Raw genomic sequence first — 18393 nt, forward strand, 5'->3', positions numbered from 1 at the left:
CTAAAAACAAAAAAACCCAGCTCTCAACAAGCTGGGTTTTTTATTTTCTAAATATCTACTCTGAATTTTAAGATTTGCCTTCTAATTCGCTCCAGCGTGCATATAGACGCTCGATTTCGGCTTGGGTAGTGGCAATCTCGTTGTACAACTCTTGCACCTTTTTAGGGTTACTAGCGACGTCTGGAAGCATGCTCTGAGTTTGTGCGGCCTGAAGTTTTTCCTCAAGACCTGCAATGGTTGCTTCCATGTTCTCTAGTTCGAACTTTTCTTTGAAGCTCAGCTTTTTAGCCTTACCACCGGAAGCGGCCTTGGCTTGCTGTTTTTCTTCCTGCTTGCTTGCGGCTTCGGCCTCTTTCAAATCGTCATACCATTCTTCCCATTGTAGGAAGCCAGCAAAACGTTCCATCGTGGTATTGCCATCTGGATTTTTATGAAGAGCGATGATTTCTTTCGCCACCTGATCCATGAAGTAACGGTCATGGGTTACTAGAATCACAGCACCGCTGAAATCACGCAAAGACTCCTCAAGGACCGCCAATGTTTGCACGTCCAAGTCGTTCGTTGGCTCATCCAGAATCAAAACTTGCGCTTCGTTCAACATCAATTGAGCGATACGCAAACGAGCTTGCTCCCCGCCGGATAGTTTTTCAACGGGCATATCCATTTGCTGACGGTTGAATTGGAAACGCTCCAAATAACTGCGCGCATACACGTAAGAGCCTTGATAGTGAACATAGTCACCGTCTGGACAGATATTTTTTAGAACAGATTTTTGTGGGCTTAAAGTTTCACGATTTTGTTCAAAATACGCGACCTTCAAATTCTCAGCGCGCTTCACTTCACCCATGTCAGGAGTTTCTTGGCCCAACATGATGCGAATCAAAGTGGACTTACCAGATCCGTTGTCCCCCAAAAGGGCCATGCGGGTTTTTGGATTTACCAAGTAAGTAAAGTCCTTGAACAAAATACGATCGTCGTAAGCTTTCGTGATGTGTGAAAGCTCGATCAGTTTTTGCGGATTGCGATCCGCATCTTTGAATTCAATTTTAACAGTACGATTGGCATTTTTTGCAACCAAATCAGAAACGTCGTCTTTCAACGTGTGAGCTCGGTCGATACGGGCCTTCTGTTTCGTCAAACGAGCCTTAGCTCCACGACGAAGCCATTCTGTTTCACGACGAAGAGTGTTCTTCATCGTAAGTTCTTTCGCCTCTTGGCCAGCCATCATTAGTTCTTTGGATTCAACGTAAGCAGAGTAATCACCCAACGTCACAAATAGGTAATTTGGATTTTTCGGATCCAAATCGAAAATCTTGTTCGTCACACGTTGAAGGAACAAGCGGTCATGGGTAATGATCAAAGTCGCAAATTGCGCCTTTGCCAAGAATTCCTCAAGCCACATGATCGAAGTTACGTCCAAGTGATTGGTAGGCTCATCCAGCAGAAGCAATTGCGGGTTTTGCACAAGTTCGCGAGCCAAGGCCACGCGTTTTCTCCAACCGCCGGAAAGATCTTCGACTAAGAAAGTATCACCGAATTGAGAAAGCTCTAAACGAGCCATCCATTCATAAGCCGGCCCAATAAATTCGCCGTAATCAAGATCACCCATGATCGCATCTAAAATAGAAACGCCCGGTGTGAATGTCGGAGTTTGCTCTAAATAACCAATCCCCAAGCCTTTGTTCATCGTCACTTCACCACCTTCAGGTTTCATGCGACCCGCGATGATTTTAAGTAAAGTTGATTTACCGGCTCCGTTAGGACCCACCAAACCAATGCGGTCACCTTCGTCAATCCCCAGACTGACGTTTTTAAACAGAGTTTTTCCCGCGAATGATTTTTCGAGCTTATATGTACTTAGTAATGGCATGCCGCCAACTTACGGCAAAATTTAAGGAATTGCAGCTATTTGTTGATGACGCTCGTCGAGTATTTGTAGGTATTCCTCACGATCGATCAAGCGGCCGCCCATTTGCCCCACAACGGGCGTCACCATCTGAACATCCATCCATTCGTGTCCTTTGTCGGTCAAGTACTCAACCAAGAACCACAGGGCAAGTTTAGAGGCATTGGGCTTTTTATAGAACATGCTCTCGCCACTAAAAACCCCATCGACTAAAACACCGTAAATGCCACCGATAAGAATGTTATTTTCGCGAACCTCGAGGGACATGCAAAAGCCGGCTTTATAGAACTCGTGATAGGCTTGCTTCATTCCCGGTAAAATCCAGGTACCCTCTTGTCCAGGACGCGGCTGGCGAGAGCACTCTGAGATCACATGATCAAAGTCTTTATTAACCGTATAAGTGATTTGCGGGTTTTTGCGACGATAACGCTCAAGACTTTCCGGCACGTGGAATTCATTGAAAAATAAAACTCCACGCTTTTCAGGAGAGAACCATAACATCGGAAATCCCACCTGTGGCCACGGAAATATTCCGCGGCTGTAGGCAGTGTACAAGGTGCCCACATCGAGCTTCCCACCGACGGCCAAAATACCTTCGGCCATCGTATCGCGCGGATCTGGGAAATCGACTGAAGAGTGGTACCTTGTCAAAACGTTACTTTCCTTTTGCTTTATAGGTCAGACGATAGATCACACCTGCTTTATCGTCTGAAATCAAGACAGAACCGTCCTCCATGACTTCAACGTCAACCGGACGCCCCCACGCATCGCCGACTTGTAAAAAGCCTTCGACCAAGGGCTTCACGCTGGTGATTTTACCATCTTTGATAAAAGCAAATCCCACCATATAACCTTGAGGCACGCTGCGATTCCATGAACCGTGTTCAGCATAAATGATACCGCCTTGGTATTCGGAAGGAAACATTTTCCCATTATAAAAACGCATTCCTAGGGCAGCGACGTGAGCACGGAGCTCAGCCTCGGGAGCTTTATAGTTCTTGCAGTCCTTCCCCTTGCCGTATTCTTTATCCAAAATGTTTTTACCATGACAGAATGGAAAACCAAAATGCTCGCCCACCTTGGTCAGATGATTGATCTCATCCGGAGGAAGGTCGTCACCATACCAGTCTCGTCCATTCTCTGTAAACCACAGGTCCTTGGATTTCGGGTCCCAATCAAACCCCACAGTGTTACGCACACCTTCAGCCACGATCTCTTTGGAAGTCCCATTCACATCGATGCGATAAATGCGGCCGTACTCTGTTCCCATATCACAGATGTTGCACGGTGCACCGACTGGTACATAGAGTTTTCCATCAGGACCAAAACGGATAAATTTCCAGCCGTGGTGAGTGTCCTTAGGAAATTTTTGCGCCAAAGTTTTTACAGGTTTTTGCGGCCCCGTGATTTTTTCTGGGACATTGAATTCGAGAATGTCAGCGATTTGTGCGACGTAAAGCTTGCCGTCTTTAAAGGCCACACCATTGGGAGTATCGAGCTTTTCTGCAAAGACCTGGGCCTTCCCGTTTTGCACCAGATAAACATTATCTTCACCACGATTACCAACAAAGAATCGCCCACCTGGAGCTTGCGCTATCGAACGCGCATTCGGAACTTTTGCCCACACTGAAATTTCAAACCCCGGAGGCATCTTCAATTTATCTATTGGAAGTTTATCAGCAGCCCCACTTACCGAATGGAAGCCTATTAAAACAGCAAATACTCCACATATAAAATTCATCAATATCACCTTTTTGTAATGTTAGATTTTCAGCCAACTTTCTGTACAGTTCATCGAGGGAATTTTATCAATTCAAGAATCGAAATCAAACGTATTAGATCTAATTTTATAATCGCTCAATAAACGTGCATACCCGGCTGATACCTGACATGCCGCCCATAAGAGAGACTGCTAAACAATCCACATTGTCTTTGAAAACCAACATGATAAAATTAGTTCGTGGACATACAAAACTCGTATAATCCTGAACTCGTATTCCTATCCATTCTGGTTGCAATTTTTGCGTCCTATGTTGCCCTCGACATTTCTTTAAGAACGAAAGATGCTCGCGGAAAAAGTCTACTAGCGTGGCTCTTTGCTGGCGCCTTGGCTATGGGCTTAGGTATCTGGAGTATGCACTTCGTAGGTATGCTCGCTCTCAATATGCATGGCATGCAAATGAGATACGACATACCCCTTTCTTTGCTTTCAATCTTTGTTGCTGTCGGCGCTTCGGGTTTAGCTTTTTATATCATCAACAAGCCCCGCCCCAACAAGGCGACTGTCGCCATCGGTGGTACCACGATGGCGATCGCTATTTCTGGGATGCATTACATCGGCATGTATTCCATGCGAATGCCCGCCTACATACACTGGAATTATGGCCTCATTGCGATCTCGGTTTTCATTGCAGCGGCGGCTTCTGTTGTCGCCTTGCTGGTTGCACTGAGATTAAAACAGCAGGCGCATACTTTCAGGCTTCACGCGATCGCAAGCTTGGTTTTGGGAACCGCTGTCTACGGAATGCATTATGTGGGAATGGAGGCGGCCACCTTTATTCACACCAATGCAGACTCTCACGTATATGACGGACTTGTCCTTGCGACAGACGAACTTGCGTGGTCGATTGGAATTGCCACTTTAATTATTCTTATCGTGGCCTTGGTCAGCTCCGCAGTGGATCGCATCCTCGTGAGTCGCCAACGTCTCGCTCAAGAGGAAATCACTCATCGCGAGGCACAGCTTCGCGAAGCACAACGCATTTCTCATATTGGCAGCTGGGAATGGGTTTACAATTCAAATAAAATCACTTACTCCGACGAACTTTTAGCGATCTATGAATTTACCGAAGCTCCCTCTGGGACGAGTTTTGACAAATTCTTTGAGCGCATGCACCCCGAGGATAAAAACTGGGTTCGTCAAGCACAACAAAAAGCAATCGCGGAAGCGAGTTCCTATAATTTCATTTATCGAATTCGTACGGCAAGCGGCCAGGAGAAGGTATTGGAAGCTCGCGCTCGTGTTGTAAAAGATGCCAGTGGCACACCGATAAAAATTCAGGGCACAACCCAAGACATCACCGATCTAAAAAAAATCGAAGCCGAATTGAAACAATCGCAAAGTGAGCTCGAGGAAAGAGTTCGCGCTCGCACCGCAGATTTAAATAAGGCCTTGGAGCGTGAACGTGAAGCTAAAGAAGCCGCTCAAAACGCCGCCACCGTAAAAAGCCAATTCTTGGCGAATATGAGTCACGAAATTCGCACACCAATGAACTCTATCTTGGGTTTTTCAGAACTGCTTTCGATGAGTAATTTAGATACTGATCAAGCCGATCATTTGGAACGAATTCAAGCAAACGGTGCTCAGCTTTTAAAGATTATTGACGATATTTTGGATCTTTCAAAATTTGAAGCCGGAAAAGTATCGATTGAACGCACGGTCTGCAAACCAGCTGATTTGATCGAAGACGCCATCCAGTCTCTTGCGCCTCTCGCGCAAAAGAAAAATCTGAATCTTGCCAAAGACATCAGTTCAGATACACCACCAGAGATTTTCTCTGACCCTGCTCGCTTGCAACAAATTCTTACGAACCTTTTAAGCAATGCGATTAAGTTTTCGGAAAAGGGCACGATCTTTATTCGCACGACTCTTGATTATGGAAATTACGACGGCAAAAAGCAGCTCTTCATTGACGTCGAAGACAAAGGGGTTGGAATTGCCCCCGAGGCTCAAAGTTTATTATTCCAACCCTTCACCCAAGCTGATAATTCCATCGTCCGCAAATTTGGTGGCACAGGCTTGGGCTTAGCTCTTTCTCGCAACATTGCGCGCTCTTTGGGTGGCGATCTAAAGCTGCAAAAAAGCAGCGAGCAAGAAGGCAGTACATTCCGCCTCACGCTGGATGTTTCTGAAGTTCCTCGCCACCAATCTGAAGTTGATACGACGAAATCCAAAGACGCATCAGGTCCCCTCGCTAATATCAAGCGGGGACTGCGCGTACTTTTAGTAGAGGACATGCCCGACAACGAACTTTTGATTCGCACTTACTTACAAAGCAGTGGTTTCGAAACAGAAACTGCCGGCAATGGCATTGAAGCCATCGAGAAAGCGGAAAGCTTCAATCCAGATTTAATCTTGATGGATATTCAGATGCCTCTTCTGGATGGACTCGAGGCTACGCGAAGACTTCGCAATAAGAACTTTACGAAGCCGATCATTGCTTTAACTGCCCACGCGATGGATCAAGAAATTGAAAAGTCCTATAAGGCTGGTTGCAACAATCACCTCTCAAAACCCATCCGACGTCAGGCACTTTTAGTTGCGATCAACAATGTTTTGAAAAACTAGCTGGATTTATTATCCACGCATATATCACAGCGGCCACAGGGCGTTTCGTGCTTATGACCAAAATAATGATAGATATAGTTCATGCGGCATTCTTTGTCTTGAGTCGCCCAGCGAAACATTTCTAACAATTTTGAATTTTGAGCGCGCAAAATAACCGGCCCGTTTTCCGCGGCGAATTGCTCGGGAGTCGGTGCCTGTACACACTGATACGGAAATGGATCATCAGATTTCACCAAACATCCCCAACGTTCCAAAATACTGACGGAGGCTTCAGGACGGAAATCACGACGATTGCGGAAGTTCATTTGCTCTCTCAAGAAATCAAATTTTTCTTGATTCACGCGCAGACGATTTTGTTCGATCAGATCATAAACTTTCGCGATAAATTCAGGCTCAGGATGTGACCACTTCAGAAATTCCATTTGAATACTGACGTCGTCTTGGTCGTACAACAAATGACAGAATGAATCTTGACCATCTCGCCCTGCACGTCCTACCTCTTGAAAATAGCTTTCCAAGGCACTCGGAATTTCAGCGTGAACCAACAATCTGACATTCGGTTTATCAATTCCCAAACCAAACGCAGGCGTCGCGATCATCAAGGGCGCTTCTTCGTTGATAAAAGCTTTTTGGTTGCGTTTACGATCTTGCGGAGAGAGGTCTCCGTGATAAACTAAGTGTTGCACGCCCGCGCGATTCAACTCCGCCGAAATTTTCTTAAGTGTCTGAATCAGAGAACAGTAAACAATAGCAGAACCAGGCTGCTGATAGCGAAGCCCGATGATCGCACGAATTTTATCGTCGATGCCGTACAGATCGTGAACTCGCAAAGCCAGATTGGGACGCTCGATCCCTGCCGAAATAATTTCCGCATCTGGAATGTTGAGCTTGGTCAGAATATCTTTTTGAACTTCAGGAGTCGCCGTCGCCGTCAGGGCTATCGTTGGCGGATTCCCTAAAAGTGCCCGGAACTCACCCACTCTGGAATAATCGGGACGGAAATCATGACCCCACTGAGAAATACAGTGAGCCTCATCCACGGCCAGCAACTGGATTTTACGGCCTTCGATGGCTTTCAAAAATTCCGGTTTGCGAAAACGCTCGGGGGTCACATAAAGAAGTTTATAGTCGCCCTTGGCCAAACGGTCCTGGCGGTTTTCGCGCTCATCTCGCGTTAAAGTGGAATTCAGACATGTGGCCGGAATGCCCAAATCTTTGGCTTTAAGGACCTGATCCTGCATTAATGCAATCAGTGGAGAAATGACGATGACGAGGCCATCTCGGATTTTCGCAGGGAATTGAAAACACAGGGATTTTCCCATGCCTGTCGACATTAACGCGAGGGCGTTTTCGCCTCGCCATACCTTGCGCAAAACCGCTTCTTGTTCGCCTCGAAAAGTGGTAAATTCGAAGTGCTTTTTTAGGAGATCGTGGAGGTCCATCATGCCACCAAGCTTACGCTAACCCAGTCTTATCAGGTACCGCCGTCACCCAAATGGTCACAGTGTGTCAATGTTATATTCTGGGCCCCATCATTTGCATCTATATGTAATCGATGATAATTCGAGTACTTTCAAATTAGTAACTAAGTCTTAAACGACAATTAAGAAGGGTAATATTATGTCCAAAAAATGGAATATTGATATGGTCAGAAATATCGGTATCTCGGCTCACATCGACTCGGGAAAAACGACTCTTTCTGAGCGTATTCTGTTCTATGGAGGTAAGATCCACGCTATCCACGAAGTTCGTGGTAAAGACGGCGTCGGCGCTACAATGGACTCCATGGATCTAGAGAGAGAAAAAGGGATCACAATTCAATCTGCTGCAACTCAGGTTCAGTGGAAGGATTACACAATTAACTTGATCGACACTCCGGGGCACGTTGACTTCACAGTTGAAGTTGAACGTTCACTTCGCGTACTTGACGGTGCGATCCTAGTTCTTTGCGGTGTTTCTGGTGTTCAATCTCAATCCATCACAGTTGACCGTCAGATGAAACGTTACGGCGTTCCTCGTTTGGCATTCGTGAACAAATTGGACCGTCAAGGTGCCAATCCGTTCCGCGTTAAAGATGCTTTGATCGAAAAACTTCGCTTGAACGCAGTTATGGTAAACATCCCAATCGGTTTGGAAGACCAACACCGTGGTATCGTTGACCTAGTTCAAATGAAAGCTTTCATCAATGAAGGCGCAGATGGCGAGAAAATCACTGAAATCGAAATCCCAGCTGATCTAGTTGATCAAGCTAAAGAATACCGTCACAAAATGATCGGTGCTTTGGCTGATATCGACGATACAATCGGCGAAAAGTTCTTGATGGAAGAAGAACCATCTCTAGACGAGATCAAAGCGGCTATCCGTAAAGGCGTAATCGATTTGAAATTGGTTCCAGTATTCTGCGGATCTGCTTACAAAAATAAAAACGTTCAGCACTTGTTGGATGGCGTAACTTACTACTTGCCAACTCCAGCAGAGAAGAAAGAACAAGCTCTTGACCTTAACAAAGGCGAAGAGAAGTTCGATCTTTTCCCAGATGCTAACAAACCGACTGTTGCCTTGGCGTTCAAACTTCAAGAAACACCATTCGGTCAGTTGACATACATGCGCGTTTACCAAGGTAAATTGCAAAAAGGTGCGTTCATTACGAACCAAACGAATAAGAAAGCCGTTAAAATTCCTCGTCTAGTGCGTATGCACTCTGACAAGATGGAAGATATCGATGTTTCTTATGCGGGTGACATCGTTGCATTGTTCGGTATCGACTGTGCTTCTGGTGATACTTTCTGTTCTGAAGACATCAATGCATCTATGCAATCTATGCACGTTCCAGACGCGGTTATCTCTCTAGCAGTTGCTCCTAAGGACAAAGCTGCTGCGAATAACTTCTCTAAAGCGTTGCAAAAATTCCGTAAGGAAGACCCTACTTTCCGCGTTCACCGTGACGAGGAATCAAATGAGACTATCATCTCTGGTATGGGTGAGTTGCACTTGGAAATCTACGTTGAGCGTATGAAGCGTGAGTTCAACTGTGAAGTTATCGTAGGTCAACCTCAGGTTGCTTACCGTGAGACTATCTCAGCTGAAACTGACTACGATTACACTCACAAAAAACAAACCGGTGGTTCTGGTCAGTACGCGAAGATTGTTGGTAAAATCCGCCCTCTTCCTGCTCAAGAAGACGGTTCTGTATTTAAATTCACTAACGACGTTGTCGGTGGTCGTATTCCTAAGGAATTCATCCCGGCTGTTGAAGAGGGTTTCAAAGAGCAAACTGTTAAAGGTCCATTGATCGGCTTCCCGATCGTTGGTGTTGAAGTTGTACTAGAAGACGGCGCATACCATGACGTCGACTCCTCTTACATGGCCTTCAAAATTGCGGGTATGGCTGCACTTCGTGAAGTGTACGCTGCTGCAAAACCAGCGGTTCTTGAACCAATCATGAAACTTGAAACAGTAGTTCCAGATGAATATCAAGGTTCAGCGGTTGGTCAAATCAACCAACGCCGTGGTACTATCGTTGGTACAACAGCATTCGACGGCAACTGTGTTATCGAAGCTGAAGTTCCTTTGACAGAAATGTTCGGTTACTCAACTGACCTTCGTTCTGCAACTAAAGGTAAAGGTGAGTTCTCTATGGAATTCGCGAAGTACTTGCCAGTACCTCGTAACATCCAAGAAGAGCTTGCTAAGAAATACCAAGCTAAGCGCGCAGCTGAGCAAAAGTAGTTCTTTCTCTTACTTAGAGATTCGAAGCCCTGGTGGAAACACCGGGGCTTTTTTTTGCCTTTTTTCCGGGGGCTGCGGTGCAAGCCGGAGTCTGTCGGAGAAGGCAGTTCTTCGTGTCGGCACGCCTTCCAGGCTCAACGGCGCCCGCCTTTGGCGGGTTCGCGCATCCATGCGCCGCCGAGGCCGCACTACGCACAGCCTTCTCCGACAGCCTCCGTCTTGATCGTAGATTTCGGTAAAAATTCAAATAAAAATCCCCGGGTTTCTTAGGTGGTTTGTTGGGTATTTGTTGGTCCCTGATTTGAAAGGGATATTTTGGAGATGTTGGAGATTGGTTTAATTGTTTTGTAGAGGTGAATTGTGGCTACATACTTAACAGTGTTTAGGCTTAAATTTGTAATCGTACTTTTGTTTTGTGTGGTTGGTGCTCCATGTTTATCGATGGCGCAGATGTCTGCGCCTGGTGGTTTTACTTCGGATGGGCGTCGGTTGGCTGATTTGGATTTGGCGGATCTTCGGGTTGAGGTTTCGTTGGGTGATAAGGCTGACAATCGCGTGCTTAAGAACTTGCTTTGGTCGGTGAAAAGGAATGGTACCTCTGCTGATGTGGCGGGATTGGATTCTCTTTACCAGCAATTTAAATTGGCATCTGAAAATGGTCTTTCACGGGTTCATGATAGCATTCGAGCGGAATACTCCCCTGAAGTTTTGGAATTTCTGTGGCAGGAGACACGTAATACGCTTATCTCCAGACGTTCAAATTCGTGTGCAAAGATATTCTAGCAATTGCGTCAATTGATTGCTTTTCAAAAAGCTATCACACCTGTTTTACCCATTGTACACGGCCTGACCTCGTGGCTAAATTTGAAGCTGATGAAGAACGCGACATTATCTAAAAAAGCATGCTCCTATTTACTCAGCGCCTTTATTTTCACTGTGCCTAATACCTTGTGGGCGAAACCCAAAATTGTAACAAGTTTTACAGTGATCGCAGACATCGCACGCAATGTTGCTGGCGATGCAGCGGTTGTTGAATCCATCACAAAACCGAGTGCTGAGATTCATGACTATCAACCAACTCCCAAAGACATTGTTCGCGCTAAAGGAGCAGATGCCATTCTGTGGAATGGATTGAATCTAGAAAGATGGTTTGAAAGATTCCTGCGCGATGCTAAGGGAGTACCCGGATTCGTCGTTTCCGAAGGTATTAAGCCTTTGTCAATTTACGAAGGCCCCTACAACGGTAAACCCAACCCGCACGCCTGGATGTCCACGGAAAACGCTTTGATCTATGTCGAAAACATTCGCAAGGCGCTGACTCAAATCGACCCTTCTCATGCGAAAGTTTATGAAACAAATGCGAAGGCGTACTCAGAGAAAATTAAAAAAATCCGCGAAGACTTAAAACACTCTTTCGAATCCATTCCCGAAGACAAACGTTACTTGGTCACAAGCGAAGGAGCCTTTAGCTATCTTGCCCGTGATTTAGGTATGAAGGAATTGTATCTGTGGCCGATCAACGCCGATCAACAGGGAACTCCGCAACAAGTACGCAAAGTCATCGACACAGTTCGCAGCAAAAAAATTCCTGTGGTTTTTTCTGAAAGCACAATTTCAGATCGTCCTGCAAAACAAGTCGCCTCAGAAACCGGCGCAAAGTACGGTGGCGTTCTATACGTCGACTCCTTGAGTGAGAGCAATGGCCCCGTCCCAACTTATTTAGATCTTTTGAAAGTGACCACGCAAACGATTGCCGACGGCTTTAAAAGTTCTTTGAAGGAATCAAAATGAAGGCACTGAGCATGAAAGGCGTCGAGGTCATCTATGGCAACGGCCACAAAGCTCTCGAAAATATCAACTTGGAACTTGAGGTCGGAAATATCTGCGCACTCGTCGGAGTCAATGGCGCTGGTAAATCTACCGTTTTTAAAGCCCTCACTGGCGGCATCATTCCAACTCACGGTAAGATTTTATTGAATGGTTTGGAAATCCGCGAAGCCTTAAGAAAAAACCAAGTAGCCTATGTTCCGCAAAGTGAAGACGTTGATTGGAATTTTCCGATCTTAGTTGAAGATGTCGTGATGATGGGTCGTTATGGCTATATGGGCTTTTTCCGCAGACCTAGCAAAAAGGACCACGAAGCTGTGACCCATGCTCTTCATCGTGTGGGCCTTGAAGATCTTCGCAAAAGACAAATTGGTGAACTGAGCGGTGGTCAAAAAAAACGCGTGTTCGTAGCCCGCGCCTTAGCTCAAGACAGTCGCATTGTTCTTTTGGACGAGCCTTTCACCGGAGTTGATGTAAAAACTGAAGCATCTTTGATGGAGCTCTTTAAAACGTTAGCGAAAGATGGCCGTCTTATCTTGGTTTCAACTCACAACTTAGGAAGTGTGCCAGATTTCTGCACTCACGCGGCTTTGCTGAATAAAACGATCATCTCGGCAGGACCACTCCATGATAGTTTTACTCAAGAAAATTTAGCGAAAACATTTGGTGGAATGTTACGACATCTACGCCTTGAAGGGCGGGATCTTCATAACGATGCTGACTCTCGAACCGTCACTGTTATTACAGACGACGAAGGCGCCTTGGTTCTGTATGGTAACGAGGCGACAACGACGATCATTAAAAAAAATCGGGACGATGAATAATGGCAGTTTTACTTGAGCCCTTTTCCTACAATTATATGGTCAACGCCATTTGGGTTTGTGGCTTAGTGGGCGCCGTGTGTTCGTTTCTGTCGGCTTATCTGATGCTAAAGGGCTGGTCACTGATGGGTGATGCCTTGGCTCATTCTATTGTGCCTGGGGTCGCCTTGGCGTATCTCTTGTCTCTTCCCTATTCCGCGGGCGCATTTTTTACGGGAATCTTAGCCGCAGTCAGCATGAGCGTCGTTCGTAAAAAAACAAAGCTTCGCGAAGATGCCGTCATCGGATTGGTCTTCAGCTCATTTTTCGCTCTTGGTCTGCTAATGGCTTCTTTGAAACCCACAGCGATCAGCATCCAAACGATCGTTTTGGGTAACATCTTGGCGATTTCTCCTGAAGATCGCAATCAAGTGGTTATCATGGCGGTTGTGACACTGGCACTGTTGATCGCGAAATGGCGCGATCTGTGGGCCGTATTTTTCGACGAAGTTCATGCACGAACTATTGGGCTTTCGGTAAATGGTCTTAAAGTTTTGTTTTTCGTTTTGTTAAGTGCTGCCACAGTGGCCTCGTTGCAAACTGTCGGAGCCTGCCTGGTTATTGCCATGGTCGTCACCCCGGGATCAACGGCTTACCTTTTAACAGATCGTTTTCGCCACCTGATTCCAATTTCAATTATTATCGGCAGCACTTCCAGCATGGTGGGAGTTTACCTCAGTTATTTTCTAAACTCTTCTCCAGGCGGACTGATCGTTACACTGCAAACGTTGATCTTCCTCCTCGTTTTCGTCTTTGCGCCTAAGCACGGCCTCATCGCTAAGAAAAGAAATCTGAATGCGGAAGTGGCCTCATGACATTAATGAGTTTTTTTACTGAGCCCCTACAACAAGAGTTTATGGTGCGCGCCCTTGCAAGCGCCGTCATTATCGGAGTTTCCTGCGCGGTCTTTTCATGCTTTCTGATTCTTAAGGGCTGGTCGCTGATGGGCGACGCTGTTTCTCATGCGGTGTTACCGGGATTGGCATTATCTTATGTCTGCGGTCTACCCCTGGGCCTCGGTGCCTTCGGTGCTGGACTGCTTTGTGCATTTGGGACAGGTTACATTAAATCAAACAGTCGCGTGAAAGAAGACGCCATCCTGGGAATTGTCTTTTCGGGAATGTTTGCCTTGGGGCTGGTGATGCTGACCAAGATCGAAACCGACATTCATCTTATGCACGTTCTATTCGGAAATGTTTTAGGAGCGAGTGTGCCGGAGCTTATCGAATCCAGCGCTATCGGAATTTCCTGTGCTCTTGTGTTGATCCTGAAACGCCGTGATTTTGAACTTTATTGCTTTGACCCAACCCATGCTCAAGTATCGGGCCTAAAAGTTAAATGGCTGCACTTTGGATTGTTGGTATTGCTATCTCTCACTATCGTTTCTGCACTGAAAACGGCGGGAATTATTTTGGTTGTGGCTATGCTTATCGCGCCAGGTGCTTCGGCATTTTTGGTGTGCGGAACTTTAGATCGCATGTTGATTGTTGCGGTTCTGATCTCAGTCACTTCTTGCATTTTAGGTACGCTGCTAAGCTATCATTTCGACGCCGACACAGCACCCTTCATCGTTATTATCCAAGCCATCTTGTTCGTGATTTTGGCTTTGAGCTCCAACTTAAAAACAGCTTTGCGATAATTAGCGATTTGTTCCAGTGTAAAACACTTGAGTCGCATAGCCGTTATAAAGACCAATACCTAAAGATTTGTAGCCGGAGCTTAGGATATTATTGCGATGTCCAGGGCTTACCATCCAGCCTGCTACGACTGCTTCGACCGCGTAGCCTTGGGCTATGTTTTCTCCGCAGCCACTGCTTAGGCCGAATCTTGAGCATCTTGCGGCGAAGGATTCGCTGCTTCGGTCATGACTTAGATAGTTTTTATCGTTCATGTCTTTGCTTTGTTCATAGGCCATCTGTGTGCAGGAGTGGCAATAGGCTAAAGGTGCCAAGCCATTCACTGCTCTTTGTGCATTGGTGGATTTAAATACCAAACAGGTATTTGCATCCATCTGGTAGCAGTTATCTGCTCCCGCTGCGGGGGCTTCACTGCCTCCGGTATAACTTCCTTGGGATGAATCTAGTCCTAAAACTTCACTGGCTTCAAAGCCACCGTTACAGGCTGTCAGACTCAGCATCATTGCTATTGTTGTGAAAACTTTCGTGCTCATAGAATTAAGATTAGCGAAACATTCAAGTGGATAGTTCAGAATTCGCCCTGTTTCTCAGGGTGAGTCTCCTGTGGCTAAGTGATCGTCACAACCGACAAGACTTTTTGGGAAATTCTCATTTTGAGATGGATACATTACGTAAACTTCAGACTCCAAATGCATCTAAGAGTTCAAAACCTTTAAGGTTATCCCGATAAGTTATCATATGAACGTAATTGGGAACTTAGGACTTCGATTGTTAGTATTGCCTCTGTGCACGCTGCTCTCTTTGACTGCGTGTACGATGGATTTGTCACTTTACGATCTGCAAAGCGTGATTCCCACGCCATCGACCAGCACCAACGTTTTGAATTCATCTAAAAACTATCGCCCCTATTATCCGAAGACTCGCAGAACTTGGGGCACAGCTACAACTTTGAACGACGGCAAAATCTTGGTTGCCGGTGGTAACTACTATCAATCGAATGGCTCTGTCTTTGCTTCGGCGGAAATTTATGATTCTGCGACGGCGACTTGGAGTGAAGTAGCCTCCATGAATAATGCCCGCCTGGCTCACACAGCGACGTTGCTTGCCGACGGAAAAGTTCTCGTCGTCGGTGGGATAAATACAACGACGACTTACCTATCATCTGCGGAAATCTATGATCCTCAAGCCAACACTTGGACTTCTGCGGGGACTATGTCGACAGGAAGAAGCTATCATACGGCGACTCGTCTTGCTGATGGACGAGTTTTAGTTGTTGGAGGCATGGCGAACTCCAGCACGATTTTAAGCTCTGTGGAGATCTACACCCCTTCTACCAACTCGTGGTCAGCAGCAGCACCTTTACCTGCATCACGAGCGAGCCACTCCGCGGTCCTTATGCCAGACGGTAAAGTATTCGTAGCAGGTGGAGGAAACTCTTCAGCTCTTTTACCGACGGTTTTATATAATCCGACGGGAGACACATGGACTCCCCGAGCGAATTTACCGACCTTGGCATGGCGACCACAAAGTATCGCTATGCCTAATGGAAAAGTGGCTATCATTGGTGGCAGCACAGGGGCCGGAAGTACAGGTATAGCAGCTGTCTCGATCTTTAATCCAAGTAATAACACTTTTAGCAGCGGCTCTCCTATGCCGGTCGCAAGATTCATGCATACGGCGACACTTATTGATAATCTCATCGTCGTCACTGGTGGTTTGACGAATGCTTCGACCTACCGCAAAGACAGTTACGTTTATAACATCGCGACGAATGCTTGGGCCTCGATCGGAGATCTTAAAAATGGTTTCCGAGTTGATCATACGGCGCATTTAGTTGGCAAAAAACTTATCTTAGTCGGAGGCGTCGGCCCCAATGCGGTTACAATAACCTCCACGGAAATATTGGATGTTTCAAAATTATTTTGGACAACAGTGGCGTCGCCAAACACGTCACGCGCTTATCACACCACAACAGTCCTTACTAACGGTAAAGTACTTATTGCTGGCGGTATAAACCTCACAACGGCGAATGGTCTTAACTTTTTAAACTCCACAGAAATCTATGATACCAACAGTGGCACTTGGACGGCGGGTCCCAACCTTCCAACATTCCGCTGGAGAAGTAGCGCAGTTCGCCTGTTAAATGGTAAAGTTTTAGTTGCTGGCGGCGTCGATGAAAACTCCGTCTTACTTTCCAGCACGGCGATTTACGATCCTAGTACAAATACCTGGGCTGCAGGTCCTTCGATCTCCGTCCCACGTTATGATCAAACACTAACGTTGCTATCAAGCGGTAAGGCCATTCTTATTGGAGGAAGCTCCAACCCAACTACTACTGCACCTACCAATAAAACTGAGATTTACGATCCGAACACCAACAGCTGGAGTTTGGGTCCCGACATGCCAACGGCAACTGCCGGACAAGTCGTCACCACAATGAGCGACAATCGCCTCCTTTCAGTCGGTGGAATGTTGGACCTCACGACTTACACTACGATCGCGCAAATTTATAACCCCACTTTAAATACTTGGAGTTCAGCGGCATCTTTGACAACTGCAAGATCAAAACACGTTGCAAGCCGACTGCCTTCCGGAAAAATAATCATCACAAGTGGTGTAACAACCGCCTCTGTCATGCTCACTAGCACGGAAATCTACGATCCCGCTTCAAACACTTGGAGTCCGGGACCTGCTATAAATACGGCTCGTCACACGGCCGAAGCCCAACAACTACCTAGCGGAAAAATACTTCTAACTGGTGGAAGTCTGAATAACACATCTCCGGGACTCGGAGGAACTGGCTCCGAGATCTATGACGAAACCGCAAACTCATGGACACCGGATACGAAAGGATTGGCTCTGGCCCACGCAGTAGGCTCTATGGTGAAACTCACTGACGGCAGAATTCTTGCCATCAGTGGTGGTGATCCTGACGAAACATCCGCTATCACCGAAATTTACACCGAAAGCGCACCTCCAGCATGGCAAAGCTATGCCGTTCTGCCAAGCGCGAGAGAGAACCACACAGCAACTCTGCTTAAAGACGGCAGAGTCTTTACCGCTGGCGGCTATTACATGAATAACTTAAATATTCTGGCGACGACAAAAATTTATAATCCGAAAACTAATGAATGGAGTGATGGACCTACTATGGGTGCAGCTCACACCCTGCACACGGCGACTTTGCTATCATCGGGGAAAGTCTTTATCGCCGGTGGACAAACTACTGGCGGAGCGGTCTCTAATAAGGCCGAGATCTTTGACCCTGAAACGAACAGCATTACTACAATCACGATGCCACACTATAGAATGATTCACTCTGCGACTGAAATTCATAACGGAAAAATCTTGCTTGTCGGTGGAGCTGACGAAAACAGTGCGCCACAAGCTGTGGATGATATCTATGATATCTCTTCGAATACCTGGACAACAGCAGCAACGGCTCCTGTTCCAATTTTCTATGCTAACTTGCTGCCACTTAGCTCTAGTAAATTTCTTATTCTGAATCCGTTTGGTAATTTGATTTACGATTCGGTAGCCAACTCCTGGACCGCGACAGCAGCCATGGCAACTCCACGCTATATGATGGCTTCGGCAATCCTATCTCCAGGAAAAATACTTGTCTCGGCCGGAGCCGATGTGAGCTCAGGAACTCTTTTGAATAGCTCTGAAATTTACGATGTTGCTACGGATATCTGGAGCCCTGCTGCTCCAATGAGTATCGCCGTAACCAATCTCACAGCGACCCGCCTTCCTAACGGTAAAGTTGCATTCATTGGTGGATCTGCTGATATGGGTGTTTCTCAAGATGATGGTATTCACCTGTATGATCCAACAACGAATACTTGGACCGACAGCAAACTTGCAGAAGCCCGCTATAACCACACGGCGACCCTTCTACAGAATGGAAACGTCTTGATTTACGGTGGCTTCAGTCAGTCTCTCAGCACGATCCCCTTCTGGGAGTCGTTCAACGATCAGCAACCTTAGTACATGTATTTTAAATTCAATAATGACGACTCGGCTATGGTCTGGAATGGTTTAACTTTGTCTCGTTTTATGCCGATGGGACTTATGGAGAAAACA

General features: G+C 46.3%; 13 protein-coding genes. 8 read left to right on the forward strand and 5 right to left on the reverse strand.

Going from position 1 to position 18393, the window contains the following annotated elements:
* Nucleotides 1-67: 67 nt before the first annotated feature.
* From ACLVWP_RS14395 to ACLVWP_RS14405, 3 genes are read right to left on the reverse strand one after another with little or no spacing between them, the layout of a single operon-like run.
* On the reverse strand, nucleotides 68-1870 hold the full coding sequence (locus tag ACLVWP_RS14395) for an ABC-F family ATP-binding cassette domain-containing protein (RefSeq protein ID WP_413558217.1): 1803 nt from the start codon (nucleotides 1868-1870) through the stop codon (nucleotides 68-70).
* 21 nt (nucleotides 1871-1891) lie between these two features.
* Nucleotides 1892-2557 (reverse strand): leucyl/phenylalanyl-tRNA--protein transferase, encoded by a 666-nt coding sequence (gene aat / locus ACLVWP_RS14400; RefSeq protein WP_413558218.1) that lies wholly within the window; start codon nucleotides 2555-2557, stop codon nucleotides 1892-1894.
* Between the two features lie 4 nt (nucleotides 2558-2561).
* Complete coding sequence (locus ACLVWP_RS14405) at nucleotides 2562-3647, reverse strand: PQQ-dependent sugar dehydrogenase (RefSeq protein WP_413558220.1); 1086 nt, start codon at nucleotides 3645-3647, stop codon at nucleotides 2562-2564.
* A gap of 219 nt (nucleotides 3648-3866) precedes the next feature.
* Between ACLVWP_RS14405 and ACLVWP_RS14410 the strand changes: the two genes are divergently transcribed.
* Nucleotides 3867-6254 (forward strand): MHYT domain-containing protein, encoded by a 2388-nt coding sequence (locus ACLVWP_RS14410; RefSeq protein WP_413558222.1) that lies wholly within the window; start codon nucleotides 3867-3869, stop codon nucleotides 6252-6254.
* Here the strand turns inward: ACLVWP_RS14410 and ACLVWP_RS14415 are convergent.
* On the reverse strand, nucleotides 6251-7699 hold the full coding sequence (locus tag ACLVWP_RS14415) for a RecQ family ATP-dependent DNA helicase (RefSeq protein ID WP_413558223.1): 1449 nt from the start codon (nucleotides 7697-7699) through the stop codon (nucleotides 6251-6253). The genes ACLVWP_RS14410 and ACLVWP_RS14415 overlap by 4 nt on opposite strands.
* Before the next feature lie 175 nt (nucleotides 7700-7874).
* Between ACLVWP_RS14415 and fusA the strand changes: the two genes are divergently transcribed.
* From fusA to ACLVWP_RS14445, 6 genes are all read left to right on the forward strand, one after another.
* Nucleotides 7875-9983 carry an elongation factor G gene (gene fusA, locus ACLVWP_RS14420; RefSeq protein WP_413558224.1) on the forward strand — a complete coding sequence of 703 codons (2109 nt, stop codon included), beginning with the start codon at nucleotides 7875-7877 and terminating at the stop codon, nucleotides 9981-9983.
* Nucleotides 9984-10343: 360 nt separating this feature from the next.
* The gene (locus ACLVWP_RS14425) at nucleotides 10344-10766 is read left to right on the forward strand and encodes a hypothetical protein (protein ID WP_413558226.1); all 423 of its coding nucleotides are present in this window, start codon (nucleotides 10344-10346) and stop codon (nucleotides 10764-10766) included.
* A gap of 90 nt (nucleotides 10767-10856) precedes the next feature.
* Nucleotides 10857-11774: a metal ABC transporter substrate-binding protein gene (locus tag ACLVWP_RS14430; protein ID WP_413558228.1), complete on the forward strand. Its 918-nt coding sequence runs from the start codon at nucleotides 10857-10859 to the stop codon at nucleotides 11772-11774.
* Nucleotides 11771-12634: a metal ABC transporter ATP-binding protein gene (locus tag ACLVWP_RS14435; RefSeq protein WP_413558229.1), complete on the forward strand. Its 864-nt coding sequence runs from the start codon at nucleotides 11771-11773 to the stop codon at nucleotides 12632-12634. The genes ACLVWP_RS14430 and ACLVWP_RS14435 overlap by 4 nt, the downstream gene beginning before the upstream one ends.
* On the forward strand, nucleotides 12631-13485 hold the full coding sequence (locus ACLVWP_RS14440; RefSeq protein WP_413561584.1) for a metal ABC transporter permease: 855 nt from the start codon (nucleotides 12631-12633) through the stop codon (nucleotides 13483-13485). Before ACLVWP_RS14435 ends, ACLVWP_RS14440 begins: the two co-directional genes overlap by 4 nt.
* 5 nt (nucleotides 13486-13490) lie before the next feature.
* Nucleotides 13491-14309, forward strand: a complete 819-nt coding sequence (locus ACLVWP_RS14445; protein WP_413558230.1) for a metal ABC transporter permease — start codon at nucleotides 13491-13493, stop codon at nucleotides 14307-14309.
* On the opposite strand, the gene ACLVWP_RS14450 is transcribed toward ACLVWP_RS14445, so the two are convergent.
* A complete protein-coding gene (locus ACLVWP_RS14450; RefSeq protein WP_413558232.1) occupies nucleotides 14310-14840 on the reverse strand; it encodes a CAP domain-containing protein in 531 nt (176 codons plus the stop codon).
* A gap of 205 nt (nucleotides 14841-15045) precedes the next feature.
* Between ACLVWP_RS14450 and ACLVWP_RS14455 the strand changes: the two genes are divergently transcribed.
* A complete protein-coding gene (locus ACLVWP_RS14455) occupies nucleotides 15046-18297 on the forward strand; it encodes a kelch repeat-containing protein (RefSeq protein WP_413558234.1) in 3252 nt (1083 codons plus the stop codon).
* Nucleotides 18298-18393 lie beyond the last annotated feature (96 nt).

The organism is Bdellovibrio sp. HCB209, from assembly GCF_047306065.1.
Taxonomy (GTDB): domain Bacteria; phylum Bdellovibrionota; class Bdellovibrionia; order Bdellovibrionales; family Bdellovibrionaceae; genus Bdellovibrio.

Bases quoted from the DNA above. Each gene is read 5' to 3' on its own strand.
- ACLVWP_RS14445 (WP_413558230.1), top strand. From the start codon at position 13,491: ATGAGTTTTTTTACTGAGCCCCTACAACAAGAGTTTATGGTGCGCGCC.
- ACLVWP_RS14450 (WP_413558232.1), bottom strand. From the start codon at position 14,840: ATGAGCACGAAAGTTTTCACAACAATAGCAATGATGCTGAGTCTGACA.
- ACLVWP_RS14395 (WP_413558217.1), bottom strand. From the start codon at position 1,870: ATGCCATTACTAAGTACATATAAGCTCGAAAAATCATTCGCGGGAAAA.
- ACLVWP_RS14415 (WP_413558223.1), bottom strand. From the start codon at position 7,699: ATGATGGACCTCCACGATCTCCTAAAAAAGCACTTCGAATTTACCACT.
- ACLVWP_RS14455 (WP_413558234.1), top strand. From the start codon at position 15,046: ATGAACGTAATTGGGAACTTAGGACTTCGATTGTTAGTATTGCCTCTG.
- ACLVWP_RS14430 (WP_413558228.1), top strand. From the start codon at position 10,857: ATGAAGAACGCGACATTATCTAAAAAAGCATGCTCCTATTTACTCAGC.
- ACLVWP_RS14405 (WP_413558220.1), bottom strand. From the start codon at position 3,647: ATGAATTTTATATGTGGAGTATTTGCTGTTTTAATAGGCTTCCATTCG.
- ACLVWP_RS14435 (WP_413558229.1), top strand. From the start codon at position 11,771: ATGAAGGCACTGAGCATGAAAGGCGTCGAGGTCATCTATGGCAACGGC.
- fusA (WP_413558224.1), top strand. From the start codon at position 7,875: ATGTCCAAAAAATGGAATATTGATATGGTCAGAAATATCGGTATCTCG.